The organism is Galbibacter mesophilus (assembly GCF_023721415.1).
Classification (GTDB): Bacteria; Bacteroidota; Bacteroidia; order Flavobacteriales; family Flavobacteriaceae; genus Galbibacter; species Galbibacter mesophilus.
In genome coordinates this window covers 588,801-607,098 of sequence record NZ_JAMQVC010000001.1, presented here as the reverse complement: position 1 = coordinate 607,098, position 18,298 = coordinate 588,801, and the positions used below count along the sequence as shown (strand labels likewise).

The 18,298-nt window shown below is 36.6% G+C and carries 21 protein-coding genes; 19 read left to right on the top strand and 2 right to left on the bottom strand.

Annotation, left to right across the window (positions count from 1 at the left end; all coding sequences use genetic code 11):
- The first annotated feature begins 60 nt into the window (after positions 1-60).
- The 18 genes from gcvH (at position 61) to tsaB (ending at position 14,593) form a co-directional block, all read left to right on the top strand.
- A complete protein-coding gene (gene gcvH / locus NDQ75_RS02730; RefSeq protein WP_202027845.1) occupies positions 61-441 on the top strand; it encodes a glycine cleavage system protein GcvH in 381 nt (126 codons plus the stop codon).
- Positions 410-805 (top strand): VanZ family protein, encoded by a 396-nt coding sequence (locus tag NDQ75_RS02725; protein ID WP_202027844.1) that lies wholly within the window; start codon positions 410-412, stop codon positions 803-805. Before gcvH ends, NDQ75_RS02725 begins: the two co-directional genes overlap by 32 nt.
- A 64-nt stretch (positions 806-869) precedes the next feature.
- Positions 870-1,580, top strand: a complete 711-nt coding sequence (locus NDQ75_RS02720; RefSeq protein ID WP_202027843.1) for an energy transducer TonB — start codon at positions 870-872, stop codon at positions 1,578-1,580.
- A gap of 110 nt (positions 1,581-1,690) precedes the next feature.
- On the top strand, positions 1,691-2,455 hold the full coding sequence (locus tag NDQ75_RS02715; protein ID WP_202027842.1) for an energy transducer TonB: 765 nt from the start codon (positions 1,691-1,693) through the stop codon (positions 2,453-2,455).
- A 248-nt stretch (positions 2,456-2,703) separates the two neighbouring features.
- The gene (gene cyoE, locus NDQ75_RS02710; RefSeq protein ID WP_202028668.1) at positions 2,704-3,609 is read left to right on the top strand and encodes a heme o synthase; all 906 of its coding nucleotides are present in this window, start codon (positions 2,704-2,706) and stop codon (positions 3,607-3,609) included.
- On the top strand, positions 3,609-4,190 hold the full coding sequence (locus NDQ75_RS02705) for a cytochrome c oxidase subunit 3 (RefSeq protein WP_202027841.1): 582 nt from the start codon (positions 3,609-3,611) through the stop codon (positions 4,188-4,190). The genes cyoE and NDQ75_RS02705 overlap by 1 nt, the downstream gene beginning before the upstream one ends.
- Positions 4,191-4,240: 50 nt before the next feature.
- Complete coding sequence (locus NDQ75_RS02700; protein ID WP_202027840.1) at positions 4,241-5,218, top strand: cytochrome c oxidase subunit 3; 978 nt, start codon at positions 4,241-4,243, stop codon at positions 5,216-5,218.
- 17 nt (positions 5,219-5,235) lie between these two features.
- Positions 5,236-5,583 carry a cytochrome C oxidase subunit IV family protein gene (locus tag NDQ75_RS02695; protein WP_202027839.1) on the top strand — a complete coding sequence of 116 codons (348 nt, stop codon included), beginning with the start codon at positions 5,236-5,238 and terminating at the stop codon, positions 5,581-5,583.
- A gap of 222 nt (positions 5,584-5,805) precedes the next feature.
- The gene (locus NDQ75_RS02690; protein ID WP_202027838.1) at positions 5,806-6,465 is read left to right on the top strand and encodes a hypothetical protein; all 660 of its coding nucleotides are present in this window, start codon (positions 5,806-5,808) and stop codon (positions 6,463-6,465) included.
- Entirely contained in the window at positions 6,455-7,138 is a 684-nt protein-coding gene (locus NDQ75_RS02685) for an SCO family protein (RefSeq protein ID WP_202027837.1), read from the top strand. Before NDQ75_RS02690 ends, NDQ75_RS02685 begins: the two co-directional genes overlap by 11 nt.
- Positions 7,138-7,668 carry a DUF420 domain-containing protein gene (locus tag NDQ75_RS02680; RefSeq protein WP_202027836.1) on the top strand — a complete coding sequence of 177 codons (531 nt, stop codon included), beginning with the start codon at positions 7,138-7,140 and terminating at the stop codon, positions 7,666-7,668. Before NDQ75_RS02685 ends, NDQ75_RS02680 begins: the two co-directional genes overlap by 1 nt.
- Before the next feature lie 13 nt (positions 7,669-7,681).
- Positions 7,682-7,894 carry a hypothetical protein gene (locus NDQ75_RS02675; RefSeq protein WP_202027835.1) on the top strand — a complete coding sequence of 71 codons (213 nt, stop codon included), beginning with the start codon at positions 7,682-7,684 and terminating at the stop codon, positions 7,892-7,894.
- Positions 7,895-8,150: 256 nt separating this feature from the next.
- The gene (locus NDQ75_RS02670) at positions 8,151-8,855 is read left to right on the top strand and encodes an ABC transporter ATP-binding protein (RefSeq protein WP_202027834.1); all 705 of its coding nucleotides are present in this window, start codon (positions 8,151-8,153) and stop codon (positions 8,853-8,855) included.
- The gene (locus NDQ75_RS02665) at positions 8,845-10,074 is read left to right on the top strand and encodes an ABC transporter permease (protein WP_202027833.1); all 1,230 of its coding nucleotides are present in this window, start codon (positions 8,845-8,847) and stop codon (positions 10,072-10,074) included. Before NDQ75_RS02670 ends, NDQ75_RS02665 begins: the two co-directional genes overlap by 11 nt.
- 59 nt (positions 10,075-10,133) lie before the next feature.
- A complete protein-coding gene (locus NDQ75_RS02660; protein ID WP_317236657.1) occupies positions 10,134-11,333 on the top strand; it encodes an ABC transporter permease in 1,200 nt (399 codons plus the stop codon).
- A gap of 76 nt (positions 11,334-11,409) precedes the next feature.
- Positions 11,410-12,534, top strand: a complete 1,125-nt coding sequence (locus NDQ75_RS02655; protein WP_202027831.1) for an efflux RND transporter periplasmic adaptor subunit — start codon at positions 11,410-11,412, stop codon at positions 12,532-12,534.
- Between the two features lie 25 nt (positions 12,535-12,559).
- Positions 12,560-13,909, top strand: coding sequence for a TolC family protein (locus tag NDQ75_RS02650; protein ID WP_202027830.1), 1,350 nt, complete (start codon positions 12,560-12,562; stop codon positions 13,907-13,909).
- 21 nt (positions 13,910-13,930) lie between these two features.
- Positions 13,931-14,593 carry a tRNA (adenosine(37)-N6)-threonylcarbamoyltransferase complex dimerization subunit type 1 TsaB gene (tsaB, locus tag NDQ75_RS02645; protein ID WP_202027829.1) on the top strand — a complete coding sequence of 221 codons (663 nt, stop codon included), beginning with the start codon at positions 13,931-13,933 and terminating at the stop codon, positions 14,591-14,593.
- Here the strand turns inward: tsaB and NDQ75_RS02640 are convergent.
- Positions 14,590-15,423 carry a mechanosensitive ion channel family protein gene (locus NDQ75_RS02640; RefSeq protein WP_202027828.1) on the bottom strand — a complete coding sequence of 278 codons (834 nt, stop codon included), beginning with the start codon at positions 15,421-15,423 and terminating at the stop codon, positions 14,590-14,592. The two genes, tsaB and NDQ75_RS02640, sit on opposite strands and share 4 nt — an antisense overlap.
- Before the next feature lie 157 nt (positions 15,424-15,580).
- Positions 15,581-15,781 carry a dodecin family protein gene (locus tag NDQ75_RS02635; RefSeq protein WP_202027827.1) on the bottom strand — a complete coding sequence of 67 codons (201 nt, stop codon included), beginning with the start codon at positions 15,779-15,781 and terminating at the stop codon, positions 15,581-15,583.
- Positions 15,782-16,014: 233 nt separating this feature from the next.
- On the opposite strand from NDQ75_RS02635, the gene NDQ75_RS02630 reads away from it, so the two are divergent.
- Positions 16,015-18,282: an inorganic phosphate transporter gene (locus NDQ75_RS02630; RefSeq protein ID WP_202027826.1), complete on the top strand. Its 2,268-nt coding sequence runs from the start codon at positions 16,015-16,017 to the stop codon at positions 18,280-18,282.
- Positions 18,283-18,298 lie beyond the last annotated feature (16 nt).

The window sequence follows — 18,298 nt, the reverse complement described above, 5'->3', positions numbered from 1 at the left end:
TTTGAAATCAATAGGATAAAGAATTACATTTGTCCAGCTAATAAATTAATCCATTTTTTTATGAATGTTCCTTCAGAATTAAAATACACAAAAGATCACGAGTGGGTGAAAATCGAGGGAGATGTAGCGACAGTTGGCGTTACAGATTTTGCTCAAGGAGAGTTGGGAGACATTGTTTATGTTGAAGTAGAAACCTTAGACGAAACCTTAGAGAGAGAAGAGGTTTTTGGTACCGTAGAAGCGGTAAAGACTGTTTCTGATTTATTCTTGCCTCTTTCGGGCGAAATCATTGAGTTTAACGAGTCGTTGGAAGATGAGCCCGAAAAAGTAAATTCAGATCCTTATGGTGACGGGTGGATGATTAAAATTAAATTTTCTGATGCTTCCGAAATCGACGATTTGCTAAGCGATGCCGACTATAAAGCGCTTGTTGGAGCTTAATAAAAATTTTTATCTCGTTTCAGCCATTTTGTGGCTATGTGCCATTACCGTTGGAAGCTTGCTTTCCGGTAACATGGTACGCGAAGTAGATACAGGGTTTGATATTCCGGATAAGCTGGTTCACGGCATTTTTTATTTTGGGAATACATTACTTTTTTATCTTTACTTCAGGAAGACGAGCCTGAAAAATGAAATCATAAAAGTTTCAGTATTTTCTTTTCTTTATGGCATACTTATTGAGGTATTACAACATGTAATGCCTTATGAAAGAAGCTTTGATGTAAAGGATATTCTGGCAAATACCGTAGGAATTTTAATTGCTATCTTTTTGATAAAGTTTTGTTTAGCACTTTCCATGCGTTAAAAACGGCAATTAAATTGGAAATAATACAAATAAATAATTAAATTAGCACCTAAATATATAGATTATGGAACCTAAAAAGAATCCAAAAGCTGACTTAACTCGTAATAGCGGATTATATTTTGCTATCGGATTGGCTTTGATTACATTTCTAACTTGGCAAGCGATTGAATGGAAAAAGTACGACAAGGTAGAAGCTTTTGATTATACAATGGAAGTAGACGATCAGTTAGAGGAAGAAGTGCCGTTAACTGAACAATTGAAAACGCCACCACCACCACCGCCACCAGCTGCGCCGGAGGTGATTGAGGTTGTTGAAGATGAAGAAGAGGTAGAAGAAACAGTTATTGAGTCTACTGAAACCGATCAAGAAGAAGAGATTGTAGAAGTTGAAGAAATTGTTGAGGTTGATGAGCCAGTAGATGTGGATGTACCATTTACGGTTATTGAAGATAAACCAATGTTTGAAGATTGTAAAGGAGTGCCAAAAGCACAACAATTTGCATGTTTCAAGGAAAACTTGGATAAGCACGTAAGAAAAACTTTCCGTTATCCAGAAATGGCGCAAGAGATGGGAATCCAAGGGCGTGTTTATGTAAACTTCCGTATTAATAAAGATGGTACGATTACTATCCTTAATACAAGAGCTCCAGACAAGAGTTTGGATGAGGAGGCTAGAAGAATTATCAATAAGCTTCCAAAACTTATCCCTGGAAAGCAACGTGGTAGACCAACACCGGTAACCTTTGCTTATCCAATCGTGTTTAGACTGAACTAAAAGTACAGATATATATTTTGAAAAGCTCGAGTTTTAGACTCGAGCTTTTTTGTTTTTGGTACGTTTCTTGAAATGTGTTTCAATAGTAATTATCTTAAAACCATTTCATTATGAAAAACTTTAAAAAGTATTTGTCAAAGCCCCAAAAGGAATCCAGGTTTGCTAAAAAAGATTTGAAGATTAAAGGAGGTTTTATCCGCTTTCAAATTGGTCTTGTTGCAAGCCTAATTTTTTGTTATCTATTAATCGAGAGCGCGTTTGCGGTTCCGAAGGTGTTGCCGGAAAATGACATTGAAATACTGGAAGAGGATATGTCGTACAGTGTTCCTGTTTTTGAGGTTGAAAAGGAAAAAGTCAAGGCGGAGAAAATTGATAAATCGCTAGTTAAAAAGCTTGATAATGATTTTAAAGTTGTTGATGATGATACCAAGGTTAAGGCAAAGGATGAGTTTTTAAATAAACCAGAACCAAAGGTTGAGATTTCCCTTGTAGATATAAAATACGAGAAGCCTGAGGAAGATGTAGATGTTTCATTTATTGCTATTGAAGATAAGCCAATGTTTGAGGAGTGTAAAGACTTACCCAAAGATCAGCAAGCCTCTTGTTTCAAAGAAAATTTAGATAAACATGTTAGAAGAACATTTCGTTACCCGGATCCAGCTCAGGAATTGGGAATCCAAGGACGTGTTTATGTAAACTTCCGTATTAATAAAGACGGCACGATTACAATACTTAATACAAGGGCTCCAGATAAAAGTTTGGATGAGGAGGCTAGAAGAATTATCAATAAGCTTCCAAAACTTATCCCTGGAAAGCAACGTGGTAGACCAACACCGGTAACCTTTGCTTATCCTATAGTGTTTAAATTGAATTAGGAGGAAAAGTGTGTTTGGAAAAGCTCGGGTTTAAAACCCGGGCTTTTTTATTTTATGTTTCATTTAAATACTTTACCCAGCACCCAGCACCCAGCACCCAGCACCCAGCACCCAGCACCCAGCACCCAGCACCCAGCATCTAGCATCTAGCATCTAGCATCTAGCAGTTTTAACTTTTAGTAATTCGCTAAATCATTGCATAAAAACCTTTTGTGCGTTATCTTTGCAGCCGATTTCAGGAAAGATTGATGAAAACTGCATTGGATACTACTACAGATACAAATTCGTTTGCCCTTGTTTTTGATGATTTTAAACAAATTACCAAAGCGGGCCTTGCCTTTAGTGTGGTTTTTTCCTCTATTGCTGGCTATTTATTGGGGGCGGAAAGTTTTAGTTTGAAGGTTTTACTTTTATTGGCTTTCGGAGGTTATTTTATGGTTGGAGCCTCAAATGCTTTTAATCAGTTGATTGAAAAGGATTTAGATGCGCTTATGAAGCGAACGCAAAATAGACCCATTCCTTCAGGAAGAATGTCTCCAAATATGGCTTTTGCGATTGCCTTATCTTTTACCATTTTAGGTGTAATTACCCTTTATATAGTAAACCCAAAAACAGCAATGTTTGGTGCAATATCAATTTTTCTATATACCTGTGTGTATACACCTCTAAAAACAAAAACACCACTTGCCGTATTTGTGGGTGCTTTTCCTGGAGCTATTCCTTTTATGTTGGGATGGGTAGCGGCTACCAATGATTTTGGTATTGAGCCAGGGACTTTGTTCATGATTCAGTTTTTTTGGCAATTCCCCCATTTCTGGGCTATTGGTTGGGTGTTAGATGAAGATTATAAACGTGCTGGTTTCAAAATGTTGCCAACAGGTAAAAAGGATAAAGCAACTGCTATACAAATAATAATGTACACTATCTGGATGATATTGGCGTCTGTTTTTCCTGTAACCGGACTAACAGGTGGATTAGTATTATCGGTTCCAGCTGGAATAATAGTATTTCTTTTAGGATTGGGGATGCTAATGTTTGCTTTTAGGTTGTATCAAAGAAGGGATAATAAGTCGGCTAGAGCATTGATGTTGGCAAGTGTAAGCTACATAACTTTAATGCAAATAGTTTATGTGGTGGATAAATTTTTAAGTTAATGGATTTAACACAAGGAAGTGATAAAGTAAAAAATGCCAGAGCAAAAAAAATGATGCTTTGGTTTGGAATGATAAGTATTGCCATGATGTTTGCTGGACTTACCAGTGCTTACGTGGTGAGCAAATCACGTCCAGATTGGATTTCGGATATGGAAATTCCCATGTCATTTTTCTATAGTACCATTGCTATTGTAATTAGCAGTGTGACGTTTTACATGGCAAAAAAGGCGATTGATAACGGGAATAGAAGTAATGCGACCACACTTTTACTGGCGACATTGTTTTTGGGACTTGTGTTTGTCTTTTTTCAATTTCATGGATTTTCAGAAATAATAGATGCAGGTTACTATTTCACGGGAAGTGAAAGTACAATTACTACTTCTTTCTTGTACGCAATTGTTTTTTCGCATTTGGTACACGTATTCGGAGGTTTAATAGTACTTTTGGTAGTAATTTATAATCATTTTAAAGAAAAGTATAAAACGGGACAAACCCTTGGTTTAGAACTTGGTGCGATGTTTTGGCACTTTTTGGACGTTTTATGGGTATATTTGATTTTATTTTTCTATTTCTTTAGATAAATAAAAAACGTAAATTTGAAAAATTTTTAAATAAGAATACTTTAACATTTATGGAAGCTACTGTTACAACAGGTTCTGAAGAGAAAGTTTGGGGGGGAGGCAACGAACCGCTAGGAGCAAGTTATGGTAAAATGATGATGTGGTTTTTCATCGTTTCCGATGCATTGACTTTTTCTGGTTTTTTGGCCGCTTATGGCTTTTCTAGGTATAAATTCATTGAAACTTGGCCAATTGCCGATGAAGTGTTTACCCACTTTCCATTTTTGCATGGTGTAGATGCACCTATGTATTACGTGGCGTTAATGACATTTATCCTTATTTTTTCTTCTGTGACAATGGTGTTGGCGGTAGATGCTGGTCACCAACTTAAGAAAACCAAAGTAATTTGGTACATGTTCCTTACCATTATTGGTGGTGCAATATTCGTTGGGTCGCAGGCTTGGGAATGGAAAAACTTCATTAAAGGTGAGTACGGTGCTGTAGAACTTAAATCTGGGAGAATTTTACAATTTCTAGATGCAACTACAGGTGAGCGCGTTGCTTTGGCCGATTTCGCAAAATCAATGCCAAAAGAACGCGTTACTCAAAATGCAAATGAAGGAGTTTGGTATATGTCAGAATCTTCACTGCCAACTTTTACTGTAGCAGAAATTAAAGCGGGATTTGAAGCAAATCCAAATATAGTTGCAAGAACCGAAAGAACTGATGAAACAGGACACAAAACGGTACTTTCCAGAGAAGAAACAGCAGAGCGTCTTCAGCAAGCAACTTACGTTGTGGAAGGGGCTAACCTTGTTCATAACGAGTATGGAAATAGATTGTTTGCAGACTTCTTTTTCTTTATTACTGGTTTCCATGGATTCCACGTACTTTCTGGAGTTGTAATCAACATTATCATTTTCATCAACGTTATTTTAGGTACTTACGAAAGAAGAAAGAGTTACGAAATGGTTGAAAAGGTTGGTTTGTACTGGCACTTTGTAGACCTTGTTTGGGTATTTGTATTTACCTTCTTTTACCTTGTATAATTATTTAGTTTAGAAAAATGGCACACGCACACGAATCGAATACAAAAAGAATTTGGGTAGTTTTCGGAATCCTTTCCGTAATTACCATTGTAGAAGTAATATTAGGTATTATCCGTCCGGCAGCTTTAGAAGCTTCAGTTTTGGGTATGAAGTTGCTTAACTGGATTTTCATCATTTTAACTGTAATCAAGGCGTATTACATCGCTTGGGCATTTATGCACTTGGAAGGTGAAAAGGGTAGCTTTAGGTGGTCTATTGTGCTTCCTTTGCTAATTTTAATTCCATATTTAGCATTTATCCTTTTAGTTGAAGGAAACTATGTGCACGATGTTTATAAAGACGGTTTTGTGAGTTGGGATTTTTAATCCTTAGTTGAGGGTCTATTTCCCAGCGTTTAAAGGCTCAATTTGAAATAGCAGGTTATCCATTTAATGAAGATAGCCATTTCTCGGGTCTTTGATTATTTTAACAATACAGATAAGGCGGTTTTTAACCGTCTTTTTTTATTTTTGTACCATTATTAACGCTGAAAAGAATGCACAGAGTTTTTTAAATACTAGCAGTCTGTTCAGTTAGATTTTTGTTAAATGAAGAAGTATATTGTTCTTGGAGTTTTGTTCATACTGCCTATTGTAGTTTACTTGTTTTTTGCTTCAGGAGTAAATAACTTTGGAAAGCTGCCGGTTCTTAATGAAAATGTTCGCGCATTGCCAAATACTGAAGTGTCCCTTGAAGGTAAAATCACCATCCTTGGATTTCTTGGTAGCGATTTGGACTCCAAAAAGCTAAATGCTTTTAATCTCAATCAAAAAATTTACAAACGCTTTAATGGTTTTGAGGACTTTCAATTCGTGATGATGGTCCCCTCTGGAACGGAGTCTTCTGTAGATGGGCTGAAAACGGAACTAGGTAAATTGGCCAATGTTTCTAACTGGAAATTTGTTTTCGCTTCCGCGGAAGATATCAATGCTACTTTTAAAAGTTTGGACACTCCTTTTTCATTAGATGAAAATCTTTATAGTCCTTATGTATTTATTGTGGATAAACAAGCCAATCTTAGAGGTCGCATTAAGGATGACGATACCCAAAGGGAGTTGTATGGGTACGATGCTACATCGGTTGCTGTGGTAAACAATAAAATGATTGACGATATTAAAGTGCTTCTGGCGGAATACCGTTTGGCAGTAAAAAATAATGGTGAATCGAGACGTGATTCCTATTTAAAGTATAACAAGGATGAAGAGTAAATCGTATATAATTATTGGTTTTGTGGTACTCGTTTTTGGAATTATTTTTATCCCAAAAATCGTAGACCGTATTAGTAACGGTTCCGTGGTAGATAGAGATAGACATGCTGTAGGAACTAAAAAAATGGAGGTTGAAGATTTGCTTAAAATGGGAAAAGTACCTTCTTTTTCATTTGTAAATCAGCATAACGATACCATCACCAATGCCGATTATGATGGTAAGGTATATGTAGTAGAATTCTTTTTTACTACTTGCCCGTCTATTTGTCCGATTATGAATGCCAACATGGTTAAGCTTCAAAACCGATTTAAAGGAAAGGAGGATTTTGCAATTGCCTCTTTCACCATAAATCCTGAAAACGACACTCCCGAGGTTTTAAAAAAATATGCGGAAGACCATAAGGTAACCAACCCAAATTGGAATTTTCTAACGGGGGACATGTCTCAAGTGTATAAATTATCCAACACAGGTTTTAACCTTTATGCTGAAGAAAATGAAAATGTGAACGGAGGCTTTGAGCATTCAGGTTTATTCGCCTTGATAGACCGAAATGGTTACATACGTTCCCGTCCTGATGAGTTTGGAAATCCTATCGTTTATTACGATGGAACCACCGACGAAGGTGTAAAAATGATTGAAGAAGATATTGCTTTGCTCCTAAATAAAGAATAATGAACGAAATTACTTCCGAAGAAAAAAAATATAATAAGTGGATTGTGGTGCTTTCCATAATAATTCCACTTGCCGTTGCCGCATTGTTTGGTATCAAAATACCAAACGTAGAACCATTGCGTTTTCTACCTCCAATTTATGCGACTGTTAATGGTTTGACAGCTTTATTGTTGGTAATTGCAGTAATTGCTGTGAAGAATGGAAAGTTGAAGTTGCATGAAAATTTGATGAAAACCTGTATCGGTCTTTCTGCTGCCTTTTTGGTAATGTACGTAGCGTATCACATGACGTCAGATTCTACAGCTTTTGGAGGTGAGGGATTAATTAAATATGTGTATTACTTTATTCTTATTACCCATATTTTACTTTCCATAGGGATTATACCATTGGTTTTAATCACTTTTGTAAGGGCTTTGTCAAAAAGATTTGACAAACACCGAAGAATAGCAAGAATCACATTTCCATTGTGGTTGTATGTAGCGGTTACCGGAGTAGTAGTATATTTAATGATTTCCCCTTATTACGCTTAACTAAATGCCGAAAATGAATTATTTCAAAGTCATAATAATTTTAGTTGGTTTAATCCTTTTGCCAGATTTACTGCAGGCACAATGCGCTATGTGTCGTGCTGTGTTGGAGACAGGTGAGAAACAAGAAGTGGCAGAGGGAATCAACAATGGAATCGTGTATTTAATGGCCGTTCCTTATATTCTTATAGCGGTTTTAGGATATTTCATTTTTAAAAGGATGAAGTAACTTATAGTTTTTTCAACTCATCTTTTTTATTCTCGTAATAACCGTAAACTTTCCGGTTGTTTTTCATTTTCAATATTTTCTTAAAAATTGCAGTTTTGTAAATCGTTAATTTTCAGTATTTTTCAGGGAAATAACAATTATTTTACAATTATCTCGTAACATTTCCATTTTTTAGGAGTCTTATTGTATGTAAGCCGATATTTTACTGACGTTTAGTTTTGGTAAATGCGGAGTGAAACTTAGAAAACCGACCATCATGATTGAAATAAAAGACCTTCATAAGTCTTATCACATGGGAAGCAATTCCCTGCATGTGCTCAAAGGAATTAATTTCTCAGTAAAGGAAGGCGAATTAGTGGCTATTATGGGTTCTTCCGGTTCTGGAAAATCTACATTGCTCAATATCCTTGGGATGCTCGATAATTTAGATGAAGGGGAATATTTATTGGATGGGGTTCCCATTAAAAATCTAAGTGAGACCAAGGCTGCCAACTACCGAAATAAATTTCTAGGATTTATATTCCAATCTTTCAACCTTATTAATTACAAAACTGCTTGGGAAAATGTTGCTTTGCCATTGTATTATCAAGGAGTGAATAGAAAAGTGCGAAAGGAAAAAGCTGTAAAATACCTTGAGTCCGTTGGATTAGGACCATGGGTGGATCACCTTCCAAGCGAACTTTCTGGAGGACAAAAACAACGTGTGGCCATTGCAAGAGCATTGGCGGCAGAGCCCAAAGTTATGTTAGCTGATGAGCCTACGGGAGCTCTGGATAGTAAAACTTCACATGAAGTGATGGATCTCATTCAAAAAATAAACGACCAAGGAAATACCATTTTGGTAGTTACCCATGAGGAAGATATAGCGCATATGTGTAAGCGTATTGTTCATTTGAAAGATGGTGTTATTGTTGAAGATTCTGTTATTAATCAAGTAAGGGTATCGCCACATGTTCAATAGGGATCTTTGGTCAGAAATATTTCACAGTATTAAAAGCAACAAGCTTAGAACTTTCCTTACAGGTTTCTCAGTGGCATGGGGAATTTTTATTCTCGTACTACTATTGGCTTCTGTGGATGGCATGAAGAATGGATTTACGAAGCAATTCAACGACGATGCCACCAATTCTATTTTCATTTATCCAGGCACAACAACCAAACCCTACGGAGGTTTTGAAGCCGGTAGAAGAATTCAATTCGATAATGAAGATATCGAATATATTGAAAAAAGTTTTCCAGGATACTACGAATACATCACTCCGCGATTTACAAAAAGTGTTACTGCCCGGGTGGGGAATGAAACGGGTACTTATTCAGCAAGGGCCGTAAATCCCGATCATCAGCAGATTGAACGAACTGTAATCAATAATGGTCGCTACATTAACGAGAATGATATCAAAAATACGTTAAAAGTAGCCGTTATAGGAAAAGTGATTTCAGATGAGCTTTTTAAAGATCAAGATCCTGTTGGCAACAACATTATATTAAATGATCTTTCTTATAAAGTAATAGGCGTATTTTCTGACGACGGAAATGAGCGTGAAGAAAGAAATATGTACGTTCCTGTTACTACTTTTCAACGTTTATACGGAAATACCAACAAAATAGACCAAATAGCACTTACCTACAATCCAGAATTCAATTTTGCTGAAGCTATTAATTTTTCAGATAATTTGGAAGTTATTCTGAAAAGGCGATTGGTTATAGATCCAGATGACCAAGGAGCGCTTTATATGAATAATTACGCGGAGGGATTTTCAGATGTATCCAATTTTACGACCATGCTTTCCGTAATAAGTATTGCCATTGGAATGCTTATCTTAATTGCAGGGATTGTAGGAATTGGAAATATTCTGGTCTTTATCATTAAAGAACGCACAAAAGAAATCGGAGTTAGAAAAGCATTGGGTGCAAGGCCTTATGATGTAATAAAACTCGTGCTGTTGGAATCGGTTTTTATTACTTCTGTTTCTGGAATGATAGGGTTGTTCTTCGCTATGGGGTTAGTCGCGCTTATTTCACCAATTGTAGATGCGCCTGCATTCTCAAATCCTTCAGTGGATACCGTAACCGTAATAACTTCTACCATAGTATTAATAGTTGCTGGGGTTTTGGCTGGATTGATACCGGCCATAAAGGCAGCGAAGGTTAAACCGATTGTAGCACTTAGAGCAGATTAAGTATGGGAATTTTTGATAGAGACCTTTGGAGTGAAGTTTTTAGTACGCTTAGCAAAAATATGCTGCGTACATTCCTGACCACTTTAGGAGTGATATTTGCCATTATAATTCTCATTTTATTGTTGGGGGCGACCAATGGAATGTCTAACGGATTTAATAAAATCTTTGCCGGTACAGCTACCAACAGTATGTTTATGTGGACACAATCCACTTCCATTCCCTACAAAGGTTTTGAACGTGGGAGGGAAATTGATTTTACGTTGGAAGACGTGGAACTAATAAAACGACAAGTAAGTGAAGTAGATATTATTTCGCCTAGGATTCAGCTTGGAGATTTTGGAGAAACTTCTACAGTGTATCGTGAAGGAAGGTCCAGCGGGTCTGGCGTTTATGGCGATTATCCAAGTATCGATTTAGTATCTAAAAAGCGAATTGTTGAAGGAAGGTTCATCAATCAAAATGATATAGATGAAGCAAAAAAAATATGTGTAATCGGTAAAGACACCTACAAGCTTCTTTTTGATAAAGGTGAAAATGCGATAGGAAAATCCATTCAAATTAATGGGATATATTTTACCGTTGTTGGAATTTTTAAAAAGAACGACAATATAAATTTTGAAGGGGAGAATGCAGTTTTTGTCCCTTTTACTACGTTTCAAAAGGCTTTCAATAGTGGAAATAAAATTGGCTGGATGGCAATTTTGGTCGACCCAGGGAAGCAGGTATCGGTAGCAGAGCGAAAAATTAAAACGCTGCTAAAGCAAAAATATAACATTCACCCCGATGATGTTCGTGCTATTGGTTCCTTCGATTTTTCAGAAATTTTTCAGGGTATTAGTGCATTTACATTCGTATTACAAGGCTTTTCCTTCTTTGTTGGGATTTTCACGCTATTGGCAGGTGTAATTGCCGTGAGTAATATTTTGCTGATAACGGTAAAAGAGCGTACCAACGAAATTGGTGTGAGGCGGGCATTGGGCGCTACCCCAAAAATAATTAAGCGTCAAATAATTTTAGAATCAATAGTGCTTACCACCTTTGCTGGTTTGGTAGGTTTCGTGATATCCGTAGCAGTGCTTCACTTTTTGGATTATAAATTTGGAGGTTCGGATGAGTTTCCATTCGTAAATCCAACGGTAAGTATTGTTCAAATTATATTTTCGTTTGTTCTAATGGTGGGATTAAGTATGTTAATAGGTTTGATTCCAGCCAATAGAGCAGTTAAAATTAGGCCCATAGAAGCATTAAGGGAAGAATAACCAACAACAAAAAGAATCTTTTATTCCGAAGTCAAATAAACATTTCAGAATGAAAGAAAGTTAAAATGACAAACAGATGAAAAAAATTTTAAAGTACGTATTAATTGCAGTAGGAGTTATTTTAGTGCTGTATGCTGTGGTAAGAGTTTTAAAAACAAACAGCAAACCGGCGGTTACCTTTAAAACAGCAACGGCTACAGAGGAAACTATTACCAATAAAGTAATTGCCACAGGAAAAGTAGTTCCAGAAGACGAAGTTCTAATAAAACCGCAGATTTCTGGAATTATTGAAGAAATTTTTGTGGAAGAAGGTGATAAGCTAAAATCCGGTGATCTAATTGCAAAAATTAAAGTGGTGCCAAATGAGCAGGCTTTAGTGAGTGCTAAAGGTCGTGTAAGCAACGCAGAAATTGCTTTAAACAATGCAAAAATCGAGTACGATAGAAATAAAAAGCTTTTTGATAAAGGCGTGGTTGCCAGTCAAGATTTCTTGGCCATAGAATTACAATATAATCAAGCCAAGCAAGAATTGGAAAATGCACGTAATGACTATCAGATTATCCGTGTTGGTTCAGCAGGAGGTTCGGCAACTGCCAATACAAATATTCGGGCGACTGTAGACGGGACTGTTTTAGAAATTCCGGTTAAAGAAGGAGATCAAGTTATTGAAGCCAATAATTTTAATGACGGTACTTCCATCGCGACCATTGCAGATATGTCTAAAATGATTTTTGAAGGAAAAGTAGACGAAGCAGAAGTGGATAAGCTTAAAATAGATCAGCCGATCTCTATAAAATTAGGAGCGGTTCAAGACAAGGAGTTTGATGCTAAGCTGAAATTCATAGCCCCAAAGGGTGTGGAAGACCAAGGAGCTGTGCAATTTACTATTGAAGCAGACCTTTCTTTGCCAGAAGATGTTTTCATTAGGGCTGGGTATAGCGCTAATGCTTCTATAATTTTAGAAAAGAAAGAAAATGTGCTTGCTGTTAAGGAAGCCTTGCTACAATTTGATAAGGAAACTGAAGAGCCTTACGTAGAGATAATGACAGGGGAAAACGAATATGAGCGTCGCGAAGTAGAATTAGGGGTTTCTGATGGAATCAATGTAGAAGTATTGTCAGGAATCACAAAAGACGATAAAATAAAGGTTTGGAACAAGACCGAATCTTTTGATGATGATAAGAAAGAAGGTGACGAATAATTTTCAAACAGTTAAAATGAACTACATGAAGTTTAGAATACTATTGCTGTCCGTTTTTTCCTCACTTTCACTTTTTGCACAGGAAACAGAAGGGGAAAAACTTTGGACACTGGAAGAATGTGTAAGGCACGCAGAAGAAAATAATTTAACTATTCGGCAGGCAGAGTTGGATTTGCAAAATGCCATGATTGATAAGTCGGATGCAATTGGGAATTTTATTCCAGATGTAAATGCGTCCTTAAGAGCTTCTGGAAACTCCGGTTTAACAATTGACCCAACAACCAATAATTTCGTAAATACATCCATTTTTACGGCATCTGGGGATGTTACATCTACCCTTACTTTATTTGATGGTTTAAGAAATTTCCATCAACTAAATCGAGCTAAGCTTAATGCGGTGGCAACCCAATATCAAGCAGATGATATTCGCGATGATATTCGCTTGGCGGTAGCAAATGCATATTTGCAAATACTTTCCAATAGGGAAACACTTAAAGTTCTACAGGCTCAAGCTAGAGCTACACAGCAAGATCTCGACCGAACGGTAGAATTGGTAGATAATGGTGTGCTTCCTAAAGGCGATTTGTTGGAAATTCAGGCAACAGCTGCCAATCAGGAACAACAAATTGTAGCTGCGGAAAATAGTGTGTTGATTTCTAGAATTAGTTTAGCGCAATTATTGCAGATAAGCGATTATGAAAATTTTGATGTGGTGGATGAAGGTTACGTGATTCCAGATGACGCTGTGTTGAATGTTTCTTCGGATGAAATTTACCGTAAAGCACTAACATTTATGAACGGAATTCAGGCGTCACAATATAGTGTAGAGCTAGCACAAAAGGATTTGGATATCGCTAAAGGAGCTAGGTATCCGTCATTGAATGCTTTTATAAATTATAATACACGTTATTCAGATAAAAATTTTGATCCTATAACTGGACAGCTTATTCCATTTAAGGATCAGCTATATATTTACGACGGTATTTCCTACGGTGCTCAAGTCAGTATTCCAGTGCTGAACGGGTTTAGTGTAAACAACAATATTAAAAGAAGCAAGATAAATGTAGAGCGGGCAAAACTTCAGTTGGAACAGGAAAAGTTGTCTTTGGAAACTGATGTAAACCAAGCATATGTTGATGTAAAAGGATCTTATAAAAGCTATGAAGCGGCTGGAAAAACCGTTGAAGCAAGACGCTTGGCATACGATTATGCTAAAGAACGTTACAATGTAGGACTAATGAACAGCTTCGATTTTAGTCAGGCGCAAGCCCGACTGGACGATGCCGAAGCAACGCTTATTAGGACCAAATACGATTTTATATTCCGTCTAAAGGTGCTTAAATTTTATTACGGAATTCCTTTGGAAGAGTGGTAAAATTGCTGGTATTTTTGCACTATGGCAATACTTTTAAATATAGAAACAGCTACTACGAATTGTTCTGTAAGCGTTTCTGAGGATGGAAAAATACTTTCTTTAAGAGAAGTGAACGATGGCGGGTATTCCCACGCTGAAAATTTGCACGTTTTTATTAAAGAAGCACTAGCAGAAGCTTCCGTGGAAGTTCCAGATGCTATTGCCGTTAGTAAAGGTCCCGGCTCTTATACAGGTTTAAGGATTGGTGTTTCCACAGCCAAAGGTTTTTGCTATGCATGGGAAAAACCGCTGATTTCCATTCCAACATTAACCATTTTGGCAAGTCAGTTACAAGCAGATGTGTATGTAGTGCCATTACTTGATGCAAGACGTATGGAGGTGTATTCTGCCGTTTTTAAAAATGGCGAACAGGTTAGGGAAACTCAAGCAGAAATTATTACAGCCGATTCTTTTTCTGAGTTTTTGGAAAAGGGAAAAGTTCACTTTATCGGCGATGGTGCTAAAAAGTGCGAAGATGTAATTCTTCATAAGAATGCGGTATTCTCTTCTGAAGTTGCTTATCCTTCAGCAAAAGAAATGGCGCAATTGGCTACAAACAAATATAAAATAGGCGACTTTGAAGATGTCGCCTATTTTGAACCTTATTATTTGAAAGATTTTGTAACTACAAAACCTAAGAATTAAGCATTCTTTTGTATTTCCACTTGGTGTGGGTAAGGAATTTCGATGCCTTCTGCATCAAAGCGTTTTTTAATTTCTTCGGTAACATACCATTTGCATGCAAAAAAGTCGGGGTTGTTAGCCCAGTATCTTACATTAAGATTAACAGAACTATCTGCTAGAGCAGCTACCATAACTTCCGGTTTCGGCTCGTTTAATATTTTTGGATGCGTAGTAATAATATCCATTAAAATATCTTTCGCCTTTCTAATGTCGGAGTCATAACTGATACCGGCAACTATGTTTTCCCTGCGTATAGGTTCTGCGCTGTAGTTAACGATATTGTCATTTGAAAGTTTTCCATTAGGAATAATCGCTTGCTGATTACCGAATGTGTTAAGCACGGTATTAACGATCCCTATTTCTTTTACGGTTCCAGAAACACCTTGTGCCTCAATCCAATCACCTACTTTAAAAGGTTTGAAGATCAATAGTAGAACTCCACCAGCAAAATTAGCTAACGATCCTTGAAGGGCAAGACCAACCGCCAAACCTACAGAAGCTAAAATAGCTGCCAATGAAGTGGTTTCGATACCCAAGGTACCCAAAATTACAACAATTAAAACCACCTTAAAAGCCCAGTAGAGCAAACTGGATAAGAATTCGCGAACGCTTAAATCGTATGCACGGCGTTCCATTATCTTATCTATAAATTTTAAAATTCTACTGAAGACAAAGGACCCTATAATCCAAATTAAAATGGCTCCCACTACCTTGGGACCGTATTCCATAACTAATTCAATGCCTTGATTCAACCATTTTTCTGATTGTGATAAAACTTCTTCTGTTTGCATATTTTTTTCGTTTTGTTCAAAATTAGAAGCAATTGTAGAGAATTAAAAGTTTGAAGTATTAAATTTCCTGTTAATGTCTATATTATGCTTCATAAAAAACTGTTTAATAGCAGGAATACTATTAAACAGTAATTAAATAATAATCTTCCGTTAAAACCTAATCAATTTCGAAAGTGATTTTTGCATTTACTCGATATTGGTCTATTTCTCCATCTTTTACTGTAGCACTCTGTTCATTTATATAAACGGATTTGATATTCTTAACAGAGCCTGACGCTTTTTTAATTGCGGTTTTGGCGGCATCTTCCCAGCTTTTGCTGGAATTGGCCAACACTTCTATTACTTTTAAAACTGCCATAATTTTATGATTTTGTTGTTAATTAGTGATTCCATTAAAGATAGCAGAATTTCTTCAGAATAAGAAATTTCGCACGCTAACTACTGCGTTAACAAAGCGTTATTTCTTCTTAGGTAATGTTTTGGTAACTTTAAATTAACGCATTTTTTATTTTCTTAATGGATTTTTGCTAGCAATCAGAAACTGTGAAATAGCCTCATGGTGTACAATTCATCATGCGAGAAGATTAATGTATGGAACAATTTTATATTTTATTATTATTCGCGCTCTTTGTTTTAGCGATTGTGGATTTAACTGTTGGGGTAAGCAATGATGCAGTTAATTTTTTAAATTCGGCAGTAGGGTCTAAAGCTGGCTCACTTAGAACTGTTTTAATTGTTGCCAGTATTGGGGTAGCCGTTGGAGCGGTTTTTTCTTCCGGACTGATGGAAGTGGCCCGAAAAGGAATATTTAATCCGAGTCAGTTCTTCTTTGACGAAATCATGATCATATTTATTGCGGTTATGATTACCGATGTTTTACTGCTAGATCTGTTCAATTCTCTCGAACTGCCTACTTCTACTACTGTTTCTATTGTTTTTGAATTATTGGGAGCTTCAGTGGCGATTTCAGTTTTAAAAATCATCAAAGCGGATGATTCGCTTTCTACGCTTTCCCAGTATATAAATAGTGATAAAGCTATTGAAATAATTATGGGAATCTTACTTTCCGTAGTAATTGCTTTTACTATTGGTGCTATCGTGCAATGGATTTCTAGGCTGGTATTTTCTTTTCAGTATGAAAAAAGGATGAAATACGTTGGGGGAATATTCGGCGGGGTGGCTATTACCGCTATTACCTATTTTATTTTAATTAAAGGTATAAAAGGAGTTTCTGGAATACCTGACTCTTTCTTGGTATTTGTAGAAGAAAGTAGAGTGCTATTGCTAGCTGCATGTTTTTTGTTCTTCACTTTTATTTCGCAAGTTATCATTAAATACACCAAGTATGATTTACTGAAAATTATAATTCTTATCGGAACGTTTGCTTTGGCGCTGGCTTTTGCGGGGAATGATTTAGTGAACTTTATCGGGGTGCCTATCGCTGCTTTTCAGTCTTTTGAACTTTGGCAGGGCGCTTATGAATCTACAGGGATTTTGCCTTCTGAATTTGCTATGAACAGCCTTTCTGGTAAAGTGGAAACACCCACTTACATGCTGGTTTTCGCAGGAATGGTAATGGTGGTAACGCTGTGGCTTTCTAAAAAGGCCCGTTCTGTTATGTATACTGAAATAAATTTAGCCAGAAGTGGTGAAGGACAAGAAAAGTTTGAGCCTAATTTCCTGTCGCGTTTTGTGGTGCGGACAACAGTGAATTTAACCGAGATTTGTTCGCAGGTAATTCCCACGAGTATTCAGGAAAAAATAGGGAAGAGATTTGCCAAACCTTCTGAAAAGAGATCCCGCAGAAACGACGATCAACCAGCTTTCGATATGGTACGGGCTTCTGTTAATTTAATGGTGGCCAGTATCTTAATTTCAATTGCAACTTCCTTAAAATTACCGTTGTCTACAACTTATGTGTCCTTTATGGTAGCGATGGGAACTTCCCTTTCCGACAAAGCTTGGGGAAGAGAGAGTGCCGTGTACAGGGTTGCGGGGGTGTTTAATGTAATTGGCGGCTGGTTTGTTACGGCAATGGTAGCCTTTTCGGCGGCAGCCTTGTTTGCAACTTTAATTTTCTACGGTGAAGGTTGGGCTATAAGTATTCTTTTGTGCATCGCGTTGTTATTGCTGATACGAAGCTTTTTGGTTTATCGTAAAAAACAAAAGAAAATAGCAAGCGAAGAGAAAATTGATAGGACTTCATTAATTACCATAAATGAAATAATAAGCGATTGCTCCGAGAATATTTCACAGGTAATTAAAAGAATTAGTAAAATATATAGCGATGTAATTGATAATTTGGGATTGCAAGACCTTGCCAAATTGAAAAAGTCCAAAAAGCAACTTAAAAAGCTTGAAACAGAAATTGAGGGCTTGAAAAGTGACATTTTTTATTTTATTAAATCGCTTGATGAAAGCTCGGTTGAGGCGAGTAAGTTTTATATTTTAACGCTGGATAGCCTTCAGGATATGCTGCAATCCATTGGTTATATCAGTAAGAATAGTTTTTCGCATGTTAATAACAATCATAAAAATCTAAAGTTTAATCAGATTAGGGATTTAAAACGTATCGATAACAAACTTGATGAACTTTATACGCGTATTTATAAGGATTTCGATGCACGTAGTTTTGATAACATCGCCGATGCTATTGAGGAAAAGAATGTTCTTTTGGAGCATGTATCTAGCCTTATTCAAAAACAGATTGAAAGAATTAGAAGTACGGAAACCAGTGCCAAGAACACAAAGCTTTATTTCGGACTTCTACTAGAAACAAAAGATCTTATTACAGCTACCATTAGTTTGTTAACCCTCTTCGACGAATTCCAACAGAATTATAATCGAATAAAAAAGTAATCTGTCACTTCTAATA

Coding starts and splice junctions, on each gene's coding strand:
- NDQ75_RS02665 (WP_202027833.1), top strand. CDS start 8,845: ATGTTCAATAGGGATCTTTGGTCAGAAATATTTCACAGTATTAAAAGC.
- NDQ75_RS02675 (WP_202027835.1), top strand. CDS start 7,682: ATGAATTATTTCAAAGTCATAATAATTTTAGTTGGTTTAATCCTTTTG.
- NDQ75_RS02635 (WP_202027827.1), bottom strand. CDS start 15,781: ATGGCAGTTTTAAAAGTAATAGAAGTGTTGGCCAATTCCAGCAAAAGC.
- NDQ75_RS02725 (WP_202027844.1), top strand. CDS start 410: ATGCCGACTATAAAGCGCTTGTTGGAGCTTAATAAAAATTTTTATCTC.
- tsaB (WP_202027829.1), top strand. CDS start 13,931: ATGGCAATACTTTTAAATATAGAAACAGCTACTACGAATTGTTCTGTA.
- NDQ75_RS02705 (WP_202027841.1), top strand. CDS start 3,609: ATGGATTTAACACAAGGAAGTGATAAAGTAAAAAATGCCAGAGCAAAA.
- gcvH (WP_202027845.1), top strand. CDS start 61: ATGAATGTTCCTTCAGAATTAAAATACACAAAAGATCACGAGTGGGTG.
- NDQ75_RS02700 (WP_202027840.1), top strand. CDS start 4,241: ATGGAAGCTACTGTTACAACAGGTTCTGAAGAGAAAGTTTGGGGGGGA.
- NDQ75_RS02630 (WP_202027826.1), top strand. CDS start 16,015: ATGGAACAATTTTATATTTTATTATTATTCGCGCTCTTTGTTTTAGCG.
- NDQ75_RS02660 (WP_317236657.1), top strand. CDS start 10,134: ATGCTGCGTACATTCCTGACCACTTTAGGAGTGATATTTGCCATTATA.
- NDQ75_RS02650 (WP_202027830.1), top strand. CDS start 12,560: ATGAAGTTTAGAATACTATTGCTGTCCGTTTTTTCCTCACTTTCACTT.
- NDQ75_RS02655 (WP_202027831.1), top strand. CDS start 11,410: ATGAAAAAAATTTTAAAGTACGTATTAATTGCAGTAGGAGTTATTTTA.
- NDQ75_RS02715 (WP_202027842.1), top strand. CDS start 1,691: ATGAAAAACTTTAAAAAGTATTTGTCAAAGCCCCAAAAGGAATCCAGG.
- cyoE (WP_202028668.1), top strand. CDS start 2,704: ATGAAAACTGCATTGGATACTACTACAGATACAAATTCGTTTGCCCTT.
- NDQ75_RS02690 (WP_202027838.1), top strand. CDS start 5,806: ATGAAGAAGTATATTGTTCTTGGAGTTTTGTTCATACTGCCTATTGTA.
- NDQ75_RS02670 (WP_202027834.1), top strand. CDS start 8,151: ATGATTGAAATAAAAGACCTTCATAAGTCTTATCACATGGGAAGCAAT.
- NDQ75_RS02695 (WP_202027839.1), top strand. CDS start 5,236: ATGGCACACGCACACGAATCGAATACAAAAAGAATTTGGGTAGTTTTC.
- NDQ75_RS02680 (WP_202027836.1), top strand. CDS start 7,138: ATGAACGAAATTACTTCCGAAGAAAAAAAATATAATAAGTGGATTGTG.
- NDQ75_RS02720 (WP_202027843.1), top strand. CDS start 870: ATGGAACCTAAAAAGAATCCAAAAGCTGACTTAACTCGTAATAGCGGA.
- NDQ75_RS02640 (WP_202027828.1), bottom strand. CDS start 15,423: ATGCAAACAGAAGAAGTTTTATCACAATCAGAAAAATGGTTGAATCAA.
- NDQ75_RS02685 (WP_202027837.1), top strand. CDS start 6,455: ATGAAGAGTAAATCGTATATAATTATTGGTTTTGTGGTACTCGTTTTT.